This is a genomic window from Tardiphaga sp. 813_E8_N1_3 (genome assembly GCF_051811025.1).
Lineage (GTDB): Bacteria > Pseudomonadota > Alphaproteobacteria > Rhizobiales > Xanthobacteraceae > Tardiphaga.
In genome coordinates this window covers 3,835,885-3,852,134 of record NZ_JBPWQE010000001.1, presented here as the reverse complement: position 1 = coordinate 3,852,134, position 16,250 = coordinate 3,835,885, and the positions used below count along the sequence as shown (strand labels likewise).

Here is a 16,250-nt window from a genome sequence, read left to right as displayed (position 1 = left end):
CTCCGCCCGCCTGCGTTAACAAGCGACAAGCAATGGAGCATTCTATGAACGATCTCTGGCGTTTGTCGGCCACCGACCTCTCCGCACTCATTCGCACCCGCAAAGTGTCCGCCCGTGAGGCCACTGTTGCAGGGCTCGCGCGGCTCGATGCGGTGAACCCCGCCATCAATGCGGTGGTCGACCATCGGCCCAATGAAGCGCTGGCACGGGCGGATGCGGTCGATGCGGCCATCGCTGATGGAGAGGATGTCGGTCCGCTCGGCGGCGTGCCGATCACCGTCAAAGTGAATATCGACTACGCGACCTATCCGACCTCGAACGGCGTGAAGATCCAGAACGAGATCATCGCGACGACCAACAGCCCGGTGATCGACAATCTGCTGAAGGCCGGCGCCGTCATCATCGGCCGCACCAATTGCCCGGCATTTTCCTATCGCTGGTTCACCACCAATCAGCTCTACGGCGACACCAAGAATCCGCGCGATCCGTCGCTGACGCCGGGCGGCTCGTCAGGCGGCGCAGGCAGCGCGGTCGCGGCCGGTATCGGACACATTGCGCATGGCACGGATATCGCAGGCTCGATCCGCTATCCCGCCTATGCCTGTGGTGTGCATGGCCTGCGCCCGACACTCGGCCGCATTGCCGCTTACAATCAGGCGCTGCCCGAGCGCATCATTTCCGGCCAGATCACCGCGGTGTCCGGTCCCTTGGCACGCACCATCAACGATATCAGGCTTGGCCTCGCCGCGATGTCACAGCCGGATGCGCGCGATCCCTGGTGGGTGCCGGCGCCGCTTGAAGGACCGAAGCGCGAGAAGCGCGCCGCCATGTGCTTGCGGCCTGATGGTCTCGCCATCACCGCCGACGTCGAAGCCGCCGTGCGCGATGCCGGCAAGCGGCTGGAGCGGGCAGGGTGGGTCGTCGAGGAAGTCGAGAACACGCCGGCCCTCCGCGAGGCCGCCGCCTTGCAGACGCAACTCTGGTTCGGCGACGGCTATCAGGGCATGCTGGACGCGGCCGAACGCGAGGGCGATCCCGCAGCACTCGTCTGTCTGCGCGGACAGAAGGACAAGCTCAAGGACTTCGAGAATGGCGGCCTGTCACGGGCGCTGGTACGCCGCTCCACCTTCGTGCGCGACTGGGAGCTGTTCCTGCAGACCTACAGCGTGGTGCTGATGCCGATGTCCGGCGAACTGCCGTTCCCGGATCATCTGGACATGCAGGGTCAGGAATCGTTTGATCGCGTCTGGGCCGCGCAGATGCCGCAGATCGGGATTCCCTTCATGGGCCTGCCGGCGCTCAGTGTTGCCACCGGCCTTGTCGGCCGCGCGCCGACCGGCGTGCAGGTCGTTGCCGGCCGTTACCGCGAGGATCTGTGTCTGCTCGCCGGCGAAGCCATCGAGGCCGGCGGCACGCCGCCGATGCCTTGCGATCCTGTTTTGGCCTGAGAAGGGATCAGTGCGATGACCGGCATCTCCGATTTCTCTGCGAATGCACTGTCCGGTGAGCCGGTCGCGCTGAAGCAGTTCGAAGGAAAGGTGCTGCTGATCGTCAATACCGCCAGCGCCTGCGGATTCACCCCGCAATATGCCGGGCTGGAGAAACTGCAGCAGGATTTTGCGCCGCGCGGATTTTCCGTGCTGGGCTTTCCCTGCAATCAGTTCGGCGCGCAGGAGCCCGGCGACGCCCGGCAGATTGAGAGCTTCTGCGAGACCAATTACCACGTCACCTTCCCATTGTTTGAGAAGATTGATGTGAATGGTCCCAGGGCGCATCCATTGTATAATCACCTGAAATCTGAAAAGTCCGGATTGCTGGGTGCGGGGATCAAATGGAATTTTACCAAATTCCTGGTCGACCGTTCCGGACGGGTCGTCGAGCGTTTTGCGCCGACCGCCAAACCTGAATCACTGCGAGAGAAAATCGAGGCGCTGCTATGACCGACAACACCAACGCATCAGCCGATCAGTTGCCTGATCGCCTGTCCACCGATCCGCGAAGCCCGTTCTACAATGCCGAAGTGCTGCAGCGCGATGTCGGCATTCGCTTCAAGGGTGCCGAGAAGACCAATGTTGAAGAATACTGCGTCAGCGAAGGCTGGGTGAAGGTGCCCGCCGGTGCGGCAAAGGACCGGTACGGCAATCCGCTGCTGATCAAGCTGTCGGGCCCGGTGGAGCCGTATTTCCGCGACTAGACGCACCAAAAGCGCCGAAAGCCCTGCTGCGGGAAAGTGACCTGTTCGCAGCAGGGGCTGACTAGCAAAAAGGCGTTGCCCGCATAAATTTGAAGCTTAAAGTAATTGCAGTTTCCGGCTACGCTGCGTCCGTCAGCATGATGGACACAGTCGGGCCGTCGTGATTGCAATGCGTGCATGGCAAATGAAGGACCGGGAATGCAGGTGGTGTCGCTACGTTCGGACGCTCACGCCGAGTCGGAACCGGTTTCCGGTCGCAAACCCGCTTCAGCCATGATCGAAATCGATCACGTCTCGCAGCGCTTCCAGACCTCCGGTAAGCAAAGCCATCTGGCGCTGTCGGATATCAACCTCACCATCGAAGACGGCGCCTTCGTTTCGATCCTCGGACCTTCAGGCTGCGGCAAGTCGACCTTGCTCTATATCGTCGGTGGCTTCGTGCAGCCGACCGATGGTGTCGCCAAGGTGAAGGGCAAGGCGATCACGGGACCGGGTCCGGATCGCGGTCCGGTGTTTCAGGAATTCGCACTGTTTCCGTGGAAGAACGTGCTCGGCAACGTCATGTACGGCCTGCGCCAGCAGGGCGTGAAGAAGGCCGAAGCGGAAGCGCGCGGCCGCAAGCTCCTGGAAATGGTCGGCCTCAAGGGCTACGAGAATTTCTATCCGAAGGAGCTCTCCGGCGGCATGAAGCAGCGCGTCGCGATCGCGCGCACGCTGGCCTACGATCCCGCCGTGCTGCTGATGGACGAGCCGTTCGGCGCGCTCGATGCGCATACGCGCACGCGGCTGCAGAATGATCTGCTCGACATCTGGGATACGCAGCGCAAGACGGTGCTGTTCGTCACCCATTCGGTCGAGGAAGCCGTCTATCTGTCCGACAAGGTGATCGTGATGTCGCGCTCGCCGGGCAGCATTAAGGAAATCGTCGATATCGATCTGCCGCGGCCGCGCAAGCGCGCCGATCTGCTGCTCGACGCACGTTTCCAGAAATACATCGTCGATATCGAGAAGATGATCGACGACGGCAAGGACCATCTGTGATGACCGTGCGCGGGGTGCTCAAGACACTTTCGCCATTGTTCGCCTGCATCGGGTTGCTGTGTGTCTGGCAGATTGCCTCGCTGCGGCTGGATACCGAGAGCTTTCCGACGGCACTGGAGTCGATCAAGGCGATTCCGTCGATCCTCGGGGACAAGGGATCGCTGCTGAACATTCTCGATTCCATCCGTCGTATGGCGATCGGCCTCGTGCTCGCAGTGATGTTTGCGATCCCGCTCGGTTTGCTGATGGGGCGCATCAAGGCCGTGGCGTCGTTCTTCAATCCGCTGATGATGATCATCTACCCGGTGCCGAAAGCGGCGCTGATGCCCATCATCATGCTGTGGATGGGCGTTGGCGACGTCTCCAAGATTCTCGTCATCTTCCTCGGCGTCAGCCTGCCGATCATCTATCACGCCTTCCAAGGCTCCAAGGCCGTCGAAGAAAAGATGCTGTGGTCCGGTGCGGCGATGGGCATGTCAGCGCCAATGCGCATGCTCCGCATCGTGTTGCCCGCAGCGCTGCCTGAAATTCTCACGGGCTGCCGCACAGGTCTCGTGCTGGCGCTGATCACCATGATCACCTCCGAGATGATCGCGCGCCAGTCCGGCGCCGGCAACATCCTGTTCAATTCGCTCGACATGGCGCAATACGACACGGTGTTTGCGATGATCCTGATCATCGGCGCCATGGGCATCATCTTCGATGCGGCCTTCGAGAAGCTTCGCCTGTCGCTGGTGCGCTGGTCGCAGCCGCGCGACGACATGCCTCTCAGCTTTACGTGAGCGCAACATGAACCAGGAACGCATCAATTCGGTTCTGCTGGGCATCACGCCGATCGTGCTGTTCATTGCGCTCTGGCAGTCGCTGATTTCTTTCGGCTTCGCGCCGACGACCTTGCTGCCGCCACCTGGCGCCGTGTTCGGCAAGCTGGCGAAGGACTTCTTCAACGGCGACTTCCTGCACGATATCGCCGCGACATTGATCCGGCTGTTCGCCGGCTTTGGCATTGCCGTGGTCGTCGGCGTGTTCATCGGTCTTGCTGCGGCGGTGAGCCCGGCGGTCAATGCCGTGGTCAAGCCGCTGGTGCGCGTGCTGGCGCCGATCCCGAAGATCGCACTCTATCCCGCGCTGCTGTTGATCCTCGGCTTCGACCATGCCTCCAAGATCACGCTGGTCACCGCCGACGCGCTATTCCCGATCCTGCTGTCGACCTATTACGGCGCGTCGATGGTCGAGCAGAAGCTGATCTGGTCGGCGATGGCCGCCGGCACGCCGCGCTGGCAGATCCTGTTCAAAGTCGTGCTGCCCGCCGCGATGCCGTCGATCCTGACCGGCTGCCGCATCGGCCTCGTGATCTCCTGCATCGTGGTGTTCCTCGCCGAGATGATCACCTCGACCGACGGCCTCGGTCACATGCTGGTGCAGGCTGCGCGCACATTCCAGACCGTGGACATGTTCGTGCCGCTGATCATGATCTCGATGCTCGGTCTGATCCTGAACAGCCTGCTGCACTGGCTGCGCAGCTACCTGCTGAGGGGCTTCCCGGAAGTGTAAGGGTGCTGGCCGGCGCTTAGAGCACCGGCGGCTTCTGCAACTGGAAGTGCTTCAGCAAATCCACGAAAGCCGACAGCCGTCCCTCGCGATAGGCATCGACATCGAGCCCCTCGTAATTGAGGAAGCCTTCCCCGGTCTTCAGGCCAATGCGGCCTTCGGCCATGTTGCGGCCGACGATTTCCGGTGACGCATAGCGGTCGTTGTTCAGCGCACCGGTCAGATACTTGCTGGCGTAATACAGAATGTCGCCGCCGCCCCAGTCGACGAATTCGAGCAGGCCCAGCACCGCGAAGCGAAAGCCGAACCCGTATTTGATTGCCTTGTCGAGATCTTCCGGCGAGGCGACGCCTTCCTCGACCATGCGCGCGGCTTCGTTCATCGCCAGTGCCTGGATGCGCGGCACGATATAGCCGGGCGAGGCCGAGCACACGACAGGCACCTTGCCGATGCCTTCGAGCAGTTCCTTGACGCGCGCGGTAATCGCCGGATCGGTCTTCGCGCCCGGCGAGACCTCGACCAGCGGCACGAGATAGGCTGGGTTCAGCCAATGTGCATTGAGGAAGCGCTCGGTATGTTCGACGGCGCTGGAGATGTCGTCGACGAGGATGGTCGATGTGGTCGAGGCGATGATCGGCGTTGGACCCGCGAGCTGCGAAGCGCGCGCCAGCGCCTCGCGCTTCTGGTCGAGCACTTCGGGCACGCCTTCGAAAATGATCGCCGAACTCCTCAGCGCGGCGCCGGCATCAGCTTCCCGCACGACGCTGACGCGCGACACCAGCGTCTCGATATCGGCCTCAGTGAGCAGACCAAAGCGCGCCATGCTGGTAAAAGTCTTGCGGATCTCGCCGATCGCTTCGGCTTCAAGCGCCCTGAATTTGTCGGCGTCGCGCGCCTTGAAGTCGACAATCGCGACATAGTGGCCGGCATAGGCAAAGGCGACGGCAATGCCGCGGCCCATGCGGCCTGCGCCGAGACAGGCGATGGTGGGACGGGCGCTCATGCGGCAAAGCCTTCGCGCAGCAGCTTCTGCAGCCCGACCCGATCGAGATCGCCGAAGCCGAGGCTTGCGAGCGTGCGGCCACCTTGCAGGAAATTCTCGCCGCAGATCGCGCCGCCAATGGCGAGGAACGCCTTGACCAACGGCGTCTCGACGCCGGCGAGTTGGGCGCAGGACAGGAAGAACGACAGGCCGGTGCGCAGGTCCTCGCGCATGTAGCGATGCTCGGTGAGCACGATGTGCTCGCGCCAGTCGCCGCTATCCGTCAGGCGATCATGCGAACCGCGGCCATACATCCACTCTTCGCCTTCCTTGGCGTAGTGCTGCACCAGCGGGAAATGCGACGGGCCGTAACCAAAGGCCTCGCGGATCGCGATTCGTTCGCCGTCGAGCTGATCGGTGACGCGGCGGATCGCCGGCTGGGTGCCTTCCTTGTGGATGTCCCAGGTCGGGAAATGCTCGAGGGGGCCGGCATTCATCACGATCAGCGGCGGATGGATGATCGGCCCGGCATTCATCAGTGCGCCCGACAACGCATCGCCGCATGGCTCGATGACGCCGGGGAAGGCCCTGTCGATGACCTTGCAGGCATAGTCGGACATCGACAGCGGGAATACGCCGGTCGGCAGCCGCTTGGCGCGGATGGTGATGGCGACCTCGAACGGACCATGCTTGCGCGCGAGCCAGGGCAGCGTTCCGGTTTCGGCGAAGGCGACCTTGGCCTTGTTGCCGATGTCATGCGCAGCCTTGGCGAAAATCATCGAGCCGAAGGTCGCGGGCGGCAGATAGACGACCTGACCGTTTCGCAGATGTGGCGCGATCCGCTTGGCGATATCGGGCTGCGCAAAGGCGGGTGCGGGGCACAGGATCAGTTCGACGTCCTTGATGGCCTCAGCAATATCGGTCGTGACCAGTGTCAGCTGCGTGTCGTGCGTGCCTTGGGCGTTCTTGACCTTGATGCGCGAGCCGGCCTTTTTGTGTTCGGCGACAGCCTCGGCATCGCGACGCCACAGACGGACGTCATGGCCCTGCAGTGCGAAATCACCCGCGGCTGCGAACGAACCGTTACCGCCACCCAATACTGCGATCTTCAATTGGTCTCTCCGTCGCTCGGCGTTGCCGCCTGAACCTGCTTCAATTTGAAATGCTGCACCTTGCCGAGCGCGGTGCGCGGCAGGTCTGTGACGAATACGATGTCGCGCGGCTGCTTGTAGCGCGCGAGCTGCGTCAAAACATGGGCCTTCAGCGCCTCGGCGGTCACGCTGCAATTCGGCCGCAGCAGGACATAGGCAACAGGCACTTCCTGCCATTTGGGATCAGGCACGCCGACAACGCCGCAATCGGCGACATCGGGATGTTCGAGCAGTACGCGCTCGACCTCGGCGGGATAGACGTTCTCGCCGCCGGAAATGATCATATTCTTCTTGCGGTCATGGACCCAGAAGTAACCGTCATCGTCGCGCGTGCCGATATCGCCGGTGCGATACCAGCCGTCATGCAGTGCCTCGCGCGTTGCGGCCTCATTGCCCCAATATTCATAGAACACGTTGGGACCGCGCACCGCGATCTCACCGGTCGCCTTGGCAGGGAGTTCAATGCCATTGTCGTCGATGATCATGGCCTCGCAGCACAGACCGGGCAAACCCGTCGATCCCGTCCGCGACAGGTCGCCGCCGAGCCGCGTATAGACCGCGATCGGGCAGGTTTCGGTGGAGCCATAGACCTGCAGCACCGGAATGCCACGCACTCTCAGGCGTTCGATCAGATGCGGTGGCACGATGCTGGAGCCGGTGGAGACGGCCTTGAGGCAAGACACGTCGGTCGTGGTCCAGCCGGGATGCTCGCTCATCGCTTGGATGATAGCGGGCACCCAGACGGTCAGGGTGGGTCGCTCCCGCGTGATCGCTTCCAGCGTGGAGTCGGATGTGAAGCGCGCGTGGATTGTCACGGTCGCGCCGTGATGCAGCGCCGGCGTTGTCTGGATGTTGAGGCCGCCGACATGGAAGAATGGCAGCACGGTCAGCACGTGATCGTCTGACGTGATGCCGTGCATGTGCTGGCTCATCACGCCGTTCCACAACAGTGCTTCCTGACGCAGCACGGCGCCTTTCGGACGGCCTGTGGTGCCCGACGTGTAGACGATCAGCAGCGGGCAGGAGAGGTCGGTATGCGGATTGCGGCCATCGCCGGATGCGCACGACAGCAGATCGTCGAAAGTCTGGCCGGGGGCGGGTGGCGCGAAATCGAGCGCGATCACGCGCGTATCCGGCAAGTCCTTCGCAAGCGACTGGAGGATCGCCGCAAAGCTCTGCTCAAGCACCAGCACCTTCACCGAGGCGTCTGACAGGATGAAGAGCTGCTCGGCGACCGCGAGTCGCCAGTTCAGCGGCACCATGATCGCGCCGAGGCGGGCGCAGGCATAGAGCAGAACCAGATAATCGGGCCGGTTCATACTCAGGATTGCGACGCGATCGCCGCGACCGACCCCGCATTCCGCCTTCAGTGCCTTCGCCGTTGCCTCGATCCGCGCGTTGAACGCGGCATAGCTGAGTGTCCTGCCCTCGAAATGAATCGCGGGCTTGTCCGGTGTGAATGCGGTATTGCGTGCGATGAGGCTGGAGAGATCCACGATTACTCGTCTTTCTCACCGGCCTCGTATAGTGCTTCTCGGCCAATACGGTCGAGGCAGAGTTCGGCGGTCCAGGGCAGCATCAGCGCACCGCAGCGGCTGTCGCGATAGATGCGCTCCAGCGGCAGCGTCTTCAGCATGGCCTGACCGCCGCAGGTGCGGATCGCCAGCGCGGCGAGTTCGTTGGCGCCTTCCATCACGGTGTACTGGGCGGCATAGGCGCGCAGCACCTGCTCCTTTGACGGATTGGCGCAGGCTTCGGTTACAGCCTGGAACCAGGTCGACTTGAGCTGTTCGAGCTTGATCTGCATCTGCGCCACGGCGATCTGCTTGGTCGGATACATCCGGCGCTTCACTGGGGGCATGCCCGGGATTTCGCCGCGGAGGTACTTCACGGTGAAATCGTACGATGCCTGCGCGAGACCAACATAAGTCGGCGACAGCGTCAGGAACATGTGGGGCCAGCGCATCGCGGCCTGGAAGTAGACGCCGCGCGGCATTAGCGCTGCATCTTCCGGAACGAACACATCCTTGAAGATCAGCGTGCGCGAAACGGTGCCGCGCATGCCCAGCGGATCCCAGTCGCCGACGACGGAGACGCCTTCGGACTTGGCGGAGATCGCCAGATACAGCGTGTTGCGACGCGAAGCCTTTTCGCCCTCAGCGACCTCGGTGCAGAGTACGCCGTAATAATCGGCGAAGCCCGACAGCGACGCAAAGATCTTCTTGCCATTGACGATCCAGCCACCTTTGACGGGCTTCGCTTCTGTACCGAATGCAACGCCGCCTGCGGCCGCTGCGCCACCTTCGGAGAACGGCTGCGAATAGATCGCGCCGTCTTCGACGATGCGCTTGTAGTGGATGGCGCGGCGGCGGTGCTGTTCGGCGCGCATCTGGTCATCCATGTCGAGGTCATCGGCGAGTGGACCGGACCACAGCGTCGAGCAGACATGCATATTCCAGGTCAGCGCGGTGGCGCCGCAATAGCGGCCGATTTCGGCGGCAGCGAGCGAATAGGTCTGATAGCCGGCGCCCGAACCGCCATTGGCTTTCGGGATCGAGATGCCCAGCAGACCGGCCTTGTGCAGGTCCTTGTAGTTCTCCAGCGGGAAGGTGGCCTCGGTATCCCACTTCGCCGCGCGACCGGCGAAATTAGCCTGCGCCAGCTCGCGCGCCTTGGCGATCAACCCGGCCTGTTCGTCGTCGAGACGATAGGCCTTCGGATCGAACATCGGCTTGTCGAGAACGATGCTGTCGAGATCGGGCTTGCTGGCAGGCTTGTTCATGAGGATGACCCCGAAAGGTTGTGGCTGGTTTTGAGAAAGTCGGCGAGCACTTCGTTGAATTCGCGCGGGCGTTCGAAGCTGGCGAGATGCCCGACGCCTTCAAGTTCGACATAGGTTGCGCCCGGCACGAGTGTGGCCATCTTGGCCATTGTCTTCGCGGGAGCGTTGTTGTCTTTTGAACCGGATAGGACTAAAGTCGGTATTTTGATGTCCGCGATGTTCTTGCGCAGATCGAAGCCGATCATCGCCTTCATCGAGGCACGATAGGTGTCGGGCTTGACCGAGGCCATGCAGTCGCGCGCGAGCTCAAGGCCGGCGGGATCGGGATCGTCGCCGATCAGACCCTGCACGAGCTTCGGCGCCATCGACACCATGGTCTCGCCGCGGTCGAGCGGGCCAAGCCGCGCGTCGATGAAATTCTTCTGCCATTCGCCGTCGGAGCTGCCGAAGGCGGAAGTGGTCTGCGCAAGCACGATAGCGCCGGGGATGTGCGGATAGTCCACCATCAGTCGCTGCACGATCATGCCGCCGATGGAGTGACCGATCAGCACGGGCTTCACGGCGCCAATCTGCGCGAGAAAATCCTTCAGGGCTTCGGCGAAGGCTGGGATGCTGGGCGTCTCAAGTTGCTTCGAACCGCCATAGCCCGGCATGTCCCAGCCGATGGCATAATAACGGTCGCCGAACGCCTCGAGCTGGTTACGCCAGCCGCGGCCGGCGCCACCGATCCCGTGCAAAAACACCAGCGGCGTCGCCGCGGGGGAGCCTTTGGCTTCAAAGCCGAAGCGGCCGTCCTTCGTCGTCAGGGCTGCAGAATTTGGCACGCATAGGCCTCCTGTGCTGTCGGACAAGGGTGATCCTAGCATGTCCGAGATATATGAAAAGCGATAGTTTTAGACTTAAAGGGTTGTGGATTGCCTTATCCGGAGGCACGTCGTTGTTGGATGTCGGGTCTCCGGGTGATGGATCATGCGCCTTACCGCTTGGCGATGTTGTGAAGTTCGGCCATCGCCCTTGTCCGAAATTTCTTTAGGTTTAAAACAATGTCGATTGCCGATGCATCGAGGGAGGAAGCCATGTCCGATCAGTCATTTTTGTCCTGGCCGTTTTTCGAAGACCATCATCGCGAATTGGCCACGGGCCTGTCGCGCTGGGCCAAGGCGACATTGCCCGGTCTGGTCGATCATCATGACGTCGATGGCTCCTGCAAGCGTCTGGTGAAGGCGCTCGGCGATGGCGGATGGTTGCGCGCAGCAGTGCCGGCGAGTCATGGCGGAATGTTTCCGACCTTCGACGTGCGCTCGCTATGTCTGATCCGCGAAACGCTGGCCTATGAGACTGGTCTCGCCGACTTCGCGTTTGCGATGCAGGGACTGGGCACCGGCCCGATCAGCCTGTTCGGTTCGGAGGCCTTGAAATCACGCTATCTGCCGCGCGTGGGTAGCGGTGAGGCCATTGCAGCTTTCGCATTGTCAGAGCCCGATGCAGGGTCGGATGTCGCTGCGATGACGACGACGGCGGTACCTGATGGTCCGGATCATGTCCGCATCAATGGCCTCAAGACCTGGATCTCCAATGGCGGCATTGCCGACCAGTATGTCGTGTTCCTGCGCACCGGCGAATCCGGCGCGCGCGGCATCAGCGCCTTTGTGGTCGATGCGGACACGCCGGGCTTTACGATCGCGGAGCGGATCGATGTGATCGCGCCACATCCGCTGGCGACGCTGAAATTCGAGGATTGCCGCGTGCCGGTGGCGAACCGTATCGGCAAGGACGGCGAGGGCTTCAAGGTGGCGATGGCGACGCTCGATGTGTTCCGCTCGACGGTCGGCGCAGCCGCGCTCGGCCTCGCACGACGCGCGCTCGACGAGGCGCTGCATCGGTCGGTAACTCGGAAAATGTTCGGCCATACGCTGGGCGATCTTCAGCTGACGCAAGCGGGACTCGCGGAGATGGCCACGTCTATCGATGCATCGGCCCTGCTGGTCTATCGCTCGGCCTGGACCAAGGATCAGGGCGCGGCGCGCATCACGCGTGAAGCCGCCATGGCCAAGATGTTCGCGACCGAAGCGGCACAGACAGTGATCGACCGTGCTGTGCAGATTTTCGGCGGTCTCGGCGTGCAGTCGGGCGTCAAGGTCGAGGAGCTCTATCGCGAGATCCGTGCGCTGCGCATCTATGAAGGCGCAACCGAAGTCCAGAAGGTCATCATCGGTCGTGAGCTCATCAAGGCGGCGCAGACCAATTGAGCGGAAAGGCGAGCCGATCACGGCTCGCCTGACACTTCACGCGGCTGTCGCTTCCGCCTTGTAGTTCGGCGCCGATGTGAGAAAACGCGCATAGGCATCGGCGTCCGGCGGCGTGAACTTCTCCACCAGCGCGCTGCGCCGTTTGCTGGTGGCGCCCATATCGTCGAGCAATTCGTCAAAATGCTTGAAGTGATAGGGCGCGACGCACAACCCGCCATAAACGCCGGCTGCGGGCCGTTCGACGCGCTTGAAATGCAGCATCTTGTCCATATCCGCATGCATCTGAGCGGCGGTCGGCTGCTTCGCCAGCTTGCTGTCGGCATAGCGCACCAGCCAGTTGGCGGCCATTTCCGCTGTCAGGACCGAGCAGAAGCTGGAATTGAAGCCGACGAATCCCATGTCCGGTAGATCCGGATTCGCGATCACGCGATACAGCCGATACTGCCCGTCAGCCTGGATGAGCTTGTCGCGATATTGCTGCGGCAGGAACGGCACGCCGAGTGTGAAGCCGATAGCCAGCACAGCAACGTCAGCTTCGACGCGCTGGCCGCCTGACATTACGATGGTCTTGCCGTCATAGTGATCGAAGGTGCCGCGGATCGCCTTGATGCGTCCGTCGGCAACCATAGGGAAGAAGTTCGGCGTGGCGATCGGCACCGAGCAGTTGATGCCGTCCTCGATACGTCCTTCTGGCACCATGTCGCATTTCTTCAGCTTGAGCTGGGTCTTCAGCATGGCCTCGAGCCCGCGCCAGTTGGCCCAGATGAAGGGCTTGGCAATGGCGTGATTGAGCCGCGAGAGCGCAGTCAGGCCCCAGCCCCGAAACATCTCCTCCTGCGCGCGGATATAGAGGATGCGCTTGAAGTTGATGAGGCCGCCGATGAAATAGGGAATGCGCCAGACCGGCTCGCGATAGACGAAGGTGACGGCGCTGGCGCCGGCATTGATCGAATGCACGGCGATATCAGTGGCCGATTTGGAGCCGCCGAGCACGACGACCTTCTTGCCTTTGACGATGGATGAATCTGTGTGCTCCGCCGAATGCAAGATGACGCCACCGGCGGCCTTGAACTTGTCTTCGCCGGGATGATGCAGTTCCTTGCGCTCGTTGAATTGTCCGGTACAGACCGCGACGAAATCGAATGTTTCCTGCGCGGTGTTGCCAGCCGCATCGCGTGTCTCAAGTGTCCAGCCGGGCAGGTTATCGTCGCGGCGTTTCATGCTCACGACGGTCGTGTTGAAGCGCATCAGCGGGATCAGATTATAGTCGCGTGCATAGTCGGTGAGATAGGCATGGACCTGCGGTCCCTTCGGCCATTCCGGATAGCTGGCCGGCATCAGCTTGTCGGTGAAGCGATAGAGCTCCTTGGGGCTCTGGGTCTGGACCTCCGGATAGGATCGCGCGGGCTCCCAGACGCCGCCGAGATCGCCGCTGCGTTCCAGCACCGTGACCATGTGCCCGCGTGCCGTGAAGGACTTGGCGGCGGCAAGGCCGGCGATGCCGGCGCCGATGACGCAAACGTTCTTCTGTTTGACCATGGCTCGTCTCCTGTCTGAATGCAGTGCTGTATGGCGTGCGTGCGGGCTCACGCGCGCAGACGGGTGTCTGCGCGGAGCGTCCGCGATGCGTGAAAACTGGGGTCGGCTGTTGAAGCCTAGTCGTTGGCCTCCGGTGGCAGGAAGTTCACCTCATGCTCGGCGGAGACCCGCACGATGGCTTCGATGTCGCTCATATTGTGCAATTGCTTGAATAGGGCTTCGAGCTTCTGCGTCGGCGAAACCCAGAACAGGGCGCGGGCAGGCTTGTCGGACTTGTTGAAATAGCCATGCGGAATGCCGCGGGGCAGGCGGACCAGGTCGCCGGCATGGGCGCGGACCCACTGGCCGTCGAGCTTGAGGTCGAGAATACCCTCCTGAACCAGGATGAACTCTTCCTGGGTCGGATGGATATGCACCGGCACGAACTGGCCGGGATCGCTGTTGGTCTCGAAAGCAAAGGTGGAGTCGGTCACGGCCTTCGGGAAATAGACCTGTCCGAGAATATTCCACGTGGTTCCGCCATATCCGGCGCCGTTCTGGGTGATGCCTTTTTCAAGTGCCGCCATAGTACCGCTCCCTTGGGTTTCACGTCTGCAAGGATGCTGCGTGACCTGCCGGTCTGTCTCTAGCCGCTGAACGAATCCGCTGTCCAAACGACGAAATAATTACCGGTGCAGAGAAGGGGCGGCCACGCTGCGCTGCACACGCCTCTCTCGCACGCGCTGGCCTGCGCATTCGTTGTGCAGCACGGCAATATTTGCGGCGGGGCGCCGACTATGCGGCGTGACGGGACATGGATAGTCTAGGCTTCAAATAACGCAGGCGATCGGACCATGGTGTTGGACGCAGCCGTATCGAGGAATGCCCAGCCGGCCCGCGCCGCAAGGCTTGCGGCGTTCTCTCGCGTTTTCACCAGGGATATCGACGAGGCTGCCGATTCGATCGGGCGTATCTTCTGCCCGCATGCGCTGGATCCCTTGCAGCGCTCCTGGCCGGATTTTCACGCGCTCCATAATTGTGCGGCGTTCGATGGCTTCTCCGTGAACTACGTCTCCTATGGCGGTTCGGTATCGATCGACCCCGGCTGTCTCGATCGCTTTTTTCTGCTGCAGATACCAATGCATGGCGGCGCCCGGATCAGTACCGGCGGCCGGACGATCGAGGTGTCGGCAGGGCGTTCCGCGTCCTTGCTGTCGCCGACCATGCCTACAAAGATGATCTGGCAGGACGATTGCGCCAAGCTGATCCTGCTGGTTGAACGACGGCTCGTCGAGGAGCGCGCGGCGGCGCTGGCGGAGAGATCCGGAGCGATCATCGAGTTTGATCCGGAGGTCGATCTCAATACGCCGTTCGGTCTCGCGATCGGGTCCCAGATCGAATATCTCGTCGATCTCGCGGAGCATCGTGGGCCGGGGCAGCAGATCTCGCCGATGATGGCGGCGACCCTGCGTGACTCCGTGATTGGACTGTTGCTGACCGGTCAGCGACATACGCTCACCGACACCATCGATCGCACCCTCGCGCGCCTTGGTCCGCTACCGTCAGTGCTGAGAAAGGCACGGGACTATCTTGAGGCTCATGCCACTGAGCCGCTCGATCTCGATCGGCTCTCGCGCGCAGCTGGCATCGGGATACGTTCGCTGCAGCTCGGCTTCCAGAAGCATTTCGGCATGTCGATTTCCGATGCGTTGCTCGATATCCGGCTAACGCATTTGAATGCACGACTGCTGCGGGCCGCGCCGGGCGAGCGCGTTATTGATATGGCCTTCGATCTTGGCTTTACCCATCCGAGCCGGATGGCCAGCTTCTACCGTGCCCGTTACGGCGAGAGCCCGTCGGATACGCTCCGCCGCAGCCGCTAGCAGCATGACCTGCCGCTTTCTTGCAAAAGCTTGAAGTCTAAAATAATATCCAGGCAGGCTCATGGAGAGCCTGCGGAAGGTGACGCATGTCCGGATTGTCTCGCTCCTCCCACGCTCTGGTGACCGGCGGCGGCCGCGGCATCGGCCGTGCCATCGCAGCCTCACTCGTGCAGGCCGGTGCGACCGTGACCATCATGGGGCGCAATCTTGCAGTGCTGAACGAGGTCGTCGCGGCCGGCGACGCGCATTATGCTGTTGCCGCCGATGTGTCCGATCAGACCGCGCTGAATGTCGCGATCGCCGATGCTGGGAAACGCCAGCCGATCGATATCCTGGTGGCCAATGCAGGCGCCGCGGAATCCGCGCCCTTCGTGAAATCCGACGCAGCGTTGTTTCAGCGCATGATGGACGTCAATTTCATGGGCGTCGTCTATGCGGCGCAGGCTGTGCTGCCCGAGATGGTCAAGCGCAAGAGTGGCCGCATCATTGCTGTTGCTTCGACGGCTGGCCTCAAGGGCTATGGTTATGTGAGCGCCTACAGCGCTGCGAAGCACGCCGTTGTTGGTCTCGTGCGCTCGGTGGCGCTGGAAGTCGCCAAGAGCGGCGTCACCGTGAATGCGGTGTGCCCGGGTTTCACCGAGACCGATCTGCTCGAAGGCAGCATCGACAACATCATGAGCAAGACCGGCCGTACGCGCGAACAAGCTGTGGCCGAATTGGCGAAGCACAATCCGCAGGGCCGTCTGGTGACGCCCGGCGAAGTCGCCGACGCGGTGCTGTGGCTGTGCGGCACCGGCGCCAGTTCCATCACCGGCCAGAGCATTGCCGTCGCCGGCGGCGAAGTCTGATTGATACGCAACAACAAGAACCGAACAAATTTCTGGGAGCCAATATGTCAG

16 protein-coding genes are annotated in these 16,250 nt (G+C 62.1%); 9 read left to right on the top strand and 7 right to left on the bottom strand.

What is annotated here, in order from left to right; genetic code table 11:
• The first annotated feature begins 44 nt into the window (after nt 1-44).
• The 6 genes from AB8A33_RS18255 (at nt 45) to AB8A33_RS18230 (ending at nt 4,789) form a co-directional block, all read left to right on the top strand.
• Complete coding sequence (locus tag AB8A33_RS18255) at nt 45-1,448, top strand: amidase family protein (protein WP_439094018.1); 1,404 nt, start codon at nt 45-47, stop codon at nt 1,446-1,448.
• A gap of 15 nt (nt 1,449-1,463) precedes the next feature.
• The gene (locus AB8A33_RS18250; RefSeq protein ID WP_439094017.1) at nt 1,464-1,940 is read left to right on the top strand and encodes a glutathione peroxidase; all 477 of its coding nucleotides are present in this window, start codon (nt 1,464-1,466) and stop codon (nt 1,938-1,940) included.
• Nucleotides 1,937-2,194 (top strand): DUF3297 family protein, encoded by a 258-nt coding sequence (locus tag AB8A33_RS18245; protein ID WP_439094016.1) that lies wholly within the window; start codon nt 1,937-1,939, stop codon nt 2,192-2,194. The genes AB8A33_RS18250 and AB8A33_RS18245 overlap by 4 nt, the downstream gene beginning before the upstream one ends.
• A gap of 198 nt (nt 2,195-2,392) precedes the next feature.
• Nucleotides 2,393-3,235, top strand: coding sequence for an ABC transporter ATP-binding protein (locus tag AB8A33_RS18240; protein ID WP_439095969.1), 843 nt, complete (start codon nt 2,393-2,395; stop codon nt 3,233-3,235).
• Nucleotides 3,235-4,017, top strand: a complete 783-nt coding sequence (locus AB8A33_RS18235) for an ABC transporter permease (protein WP_439063285.1) — start codon at nt 3,235-3,237, stop codon at nt 4,015-4,017. Before AB8A33_RS18240 ends, AB8A33_RS18235 begins: the two co-directional genes overlap by 1 nt.
• Nucleotides 4,018-4,024: 7 nt before the next feature.
• On the top strand, nt 4,025-4,789 hold the full coding sequence (locus AB8A33_RS18230) for an ABC transporter permease (protein WP_439094015.1): 765 nt from the start codon (nt 4,025-4,027) through the stop codon (nt 4,787-4,789).
• Nucleotides 4,790-4,805: 16 nt separating this feature from the next.
• On the opposite strand, the gene AB8A33_RS18225 is transcribed toward AB8A33_RS18230, so the two are convergent.
• Genes AB8A33_RS18225 through AB8A33_RS18205 form a run of 5 tightly spaced genes read right to left on the bottom strand, consistent with a single transcriptional unit; the run spans nt 4,806 to nt 10,525 of the window.
• Entirely contained in the window at nt 4,806-5,789 is a 984-nt protein-coding gene (locus tag AB8A33_RS18225; RefSeq protein ID WP_439094014.1) for a 3-hydroxybutyryl-CoA dehydrogenase, read from the bottom strand.
• Nucleotides 5,786-6,880, bottom strand: coding sequence for an NAD/NADP octopine/nopaline dehydrogenase family protein (locus AB8A33_RS18220; RefSeq protein ID WP_439094013.1), 1,095 nt, complete (start codon nt 6,878-6,880; stop codon nt 5,786-5,788). Before AB8A33_RS18220 ends, AB8A33_RS18225 begins: the two co-directional genes overlap by 4 nt.
• Nucleotides 6,877-8,415 (bottom strand): class I adenylate-forming enzyme family protein, encoded by a 1,539-nt coding sequence (locus tag AB8A33_RS18215; RefSeq protein WP_439094012.1) that lies wholly within the window; start codon nt 8,413-8,415, stop codon nt 6,877-6,879. Before AB8A33_RS18215 ends, AB8A33_RS18220 begins: the two co-directional genes overlap by 4 nt.
• Before the next feature lie 2 nt (nt 8,416-8,417).
• The gene (locus AB8A33_RS18210) at nt 8,418-9,701 is read right to left on the bottom strand and encodes an acyl-CoA dehydrogenase family protein (protein ID WP_231077637.1); all 1,284 of its coding nucleotides are present in this window, start codon (nt 9,699-9,701) and stop codon (nt 8,418-8,420) included.
• Nucleotides 9,698-10,525, bottom strand: coding sequence for an alpha/beta fold hydrolase (locus AB8A33_RS18205; protein ID WP_439094011.1), 828 nt, complete (start codon nt 10,523-10,525; stop codon nt 9,698-9,700). Before AB8A33_RS18205 ends, AB8A33_RS18210 begins: the two co-directional genes overlap by 4 nt.
• Nucleotides 10,526-10,777: 252 nt before the next feature.
• Between AB8A33_RS18205 and AB8A33_RS18200 the strand changes: the two genes are divergently transcribed.
• Nucleotides 10,778-11,950, top strand: coding sequence for an acyl-CoA dehydrogenase family protein (locus tag AB8A33_RS18200; protein WP_439094010.1), 1,173 nt, complete (start codon nt 10,778-10,780; stop codon nt 11,948-11,950).
• A gap of 36 nt (nt 11,951-11,986) precedes the next feature.
• Here the strand turns inward: AB8A33_RS18200 and AB8A33_RS18195 are convergent, their stop codons facing one another.
• A complete protein-coding gene (locus AB8A33_RS18195) occupies nt 11,987-13,489 on the bottom strand; it encodes a flavin-containing monooxygenase (protein ID WP_439094009.1) in 1,503 nt (500 codons plus the stop codon).
• A gap of 116 nt (nt 13,490-13,605) precedes the next feature.
• Nucleotides 13,606-14,055, bottom strand: coding sequence for a cupin domain-containing protein (locus AB8A33_RS18190; protein ID WP_439094008.1), 450 nt, complete (start codon nt 14,053-14,055; stop codon nt 13,606-13,608).
• Nucleotides 14,056-14,322: 267 nt separating this feature from the next.
• On the opposite strand from AB8A33_RS18190, the gene AB8A33_RS18185 reads away from it, so the two are divergent.
• On the top strand, nt 14,323-15,351 hold the full coding sequence (locus tag AB8A33_RS18185) for an AraC family transcriptional regulator (protein ID WP_439094007.1): 1,029 nt from the start codon (nt 14,323-14,325) through the stop codon (nt 15,349-15,351).
• An 86-nt stretch (nt 15,352-15,437) separates the two neighbouring features.
• On the top strand, nt 15,438-16,199 hold the full coding sequence (locus tag AB8A33_RS18180; RefSeq protein WP_439094006.1) for an SDR family NAD(P)-dependent oxidoreductase: 762 nt from the start codon (nt 15,438-15,440) through the stop codon (nt 16,197-16,199).
• Nucleotides 16,200-16,250: the final 51 nt, after the last annotated feature.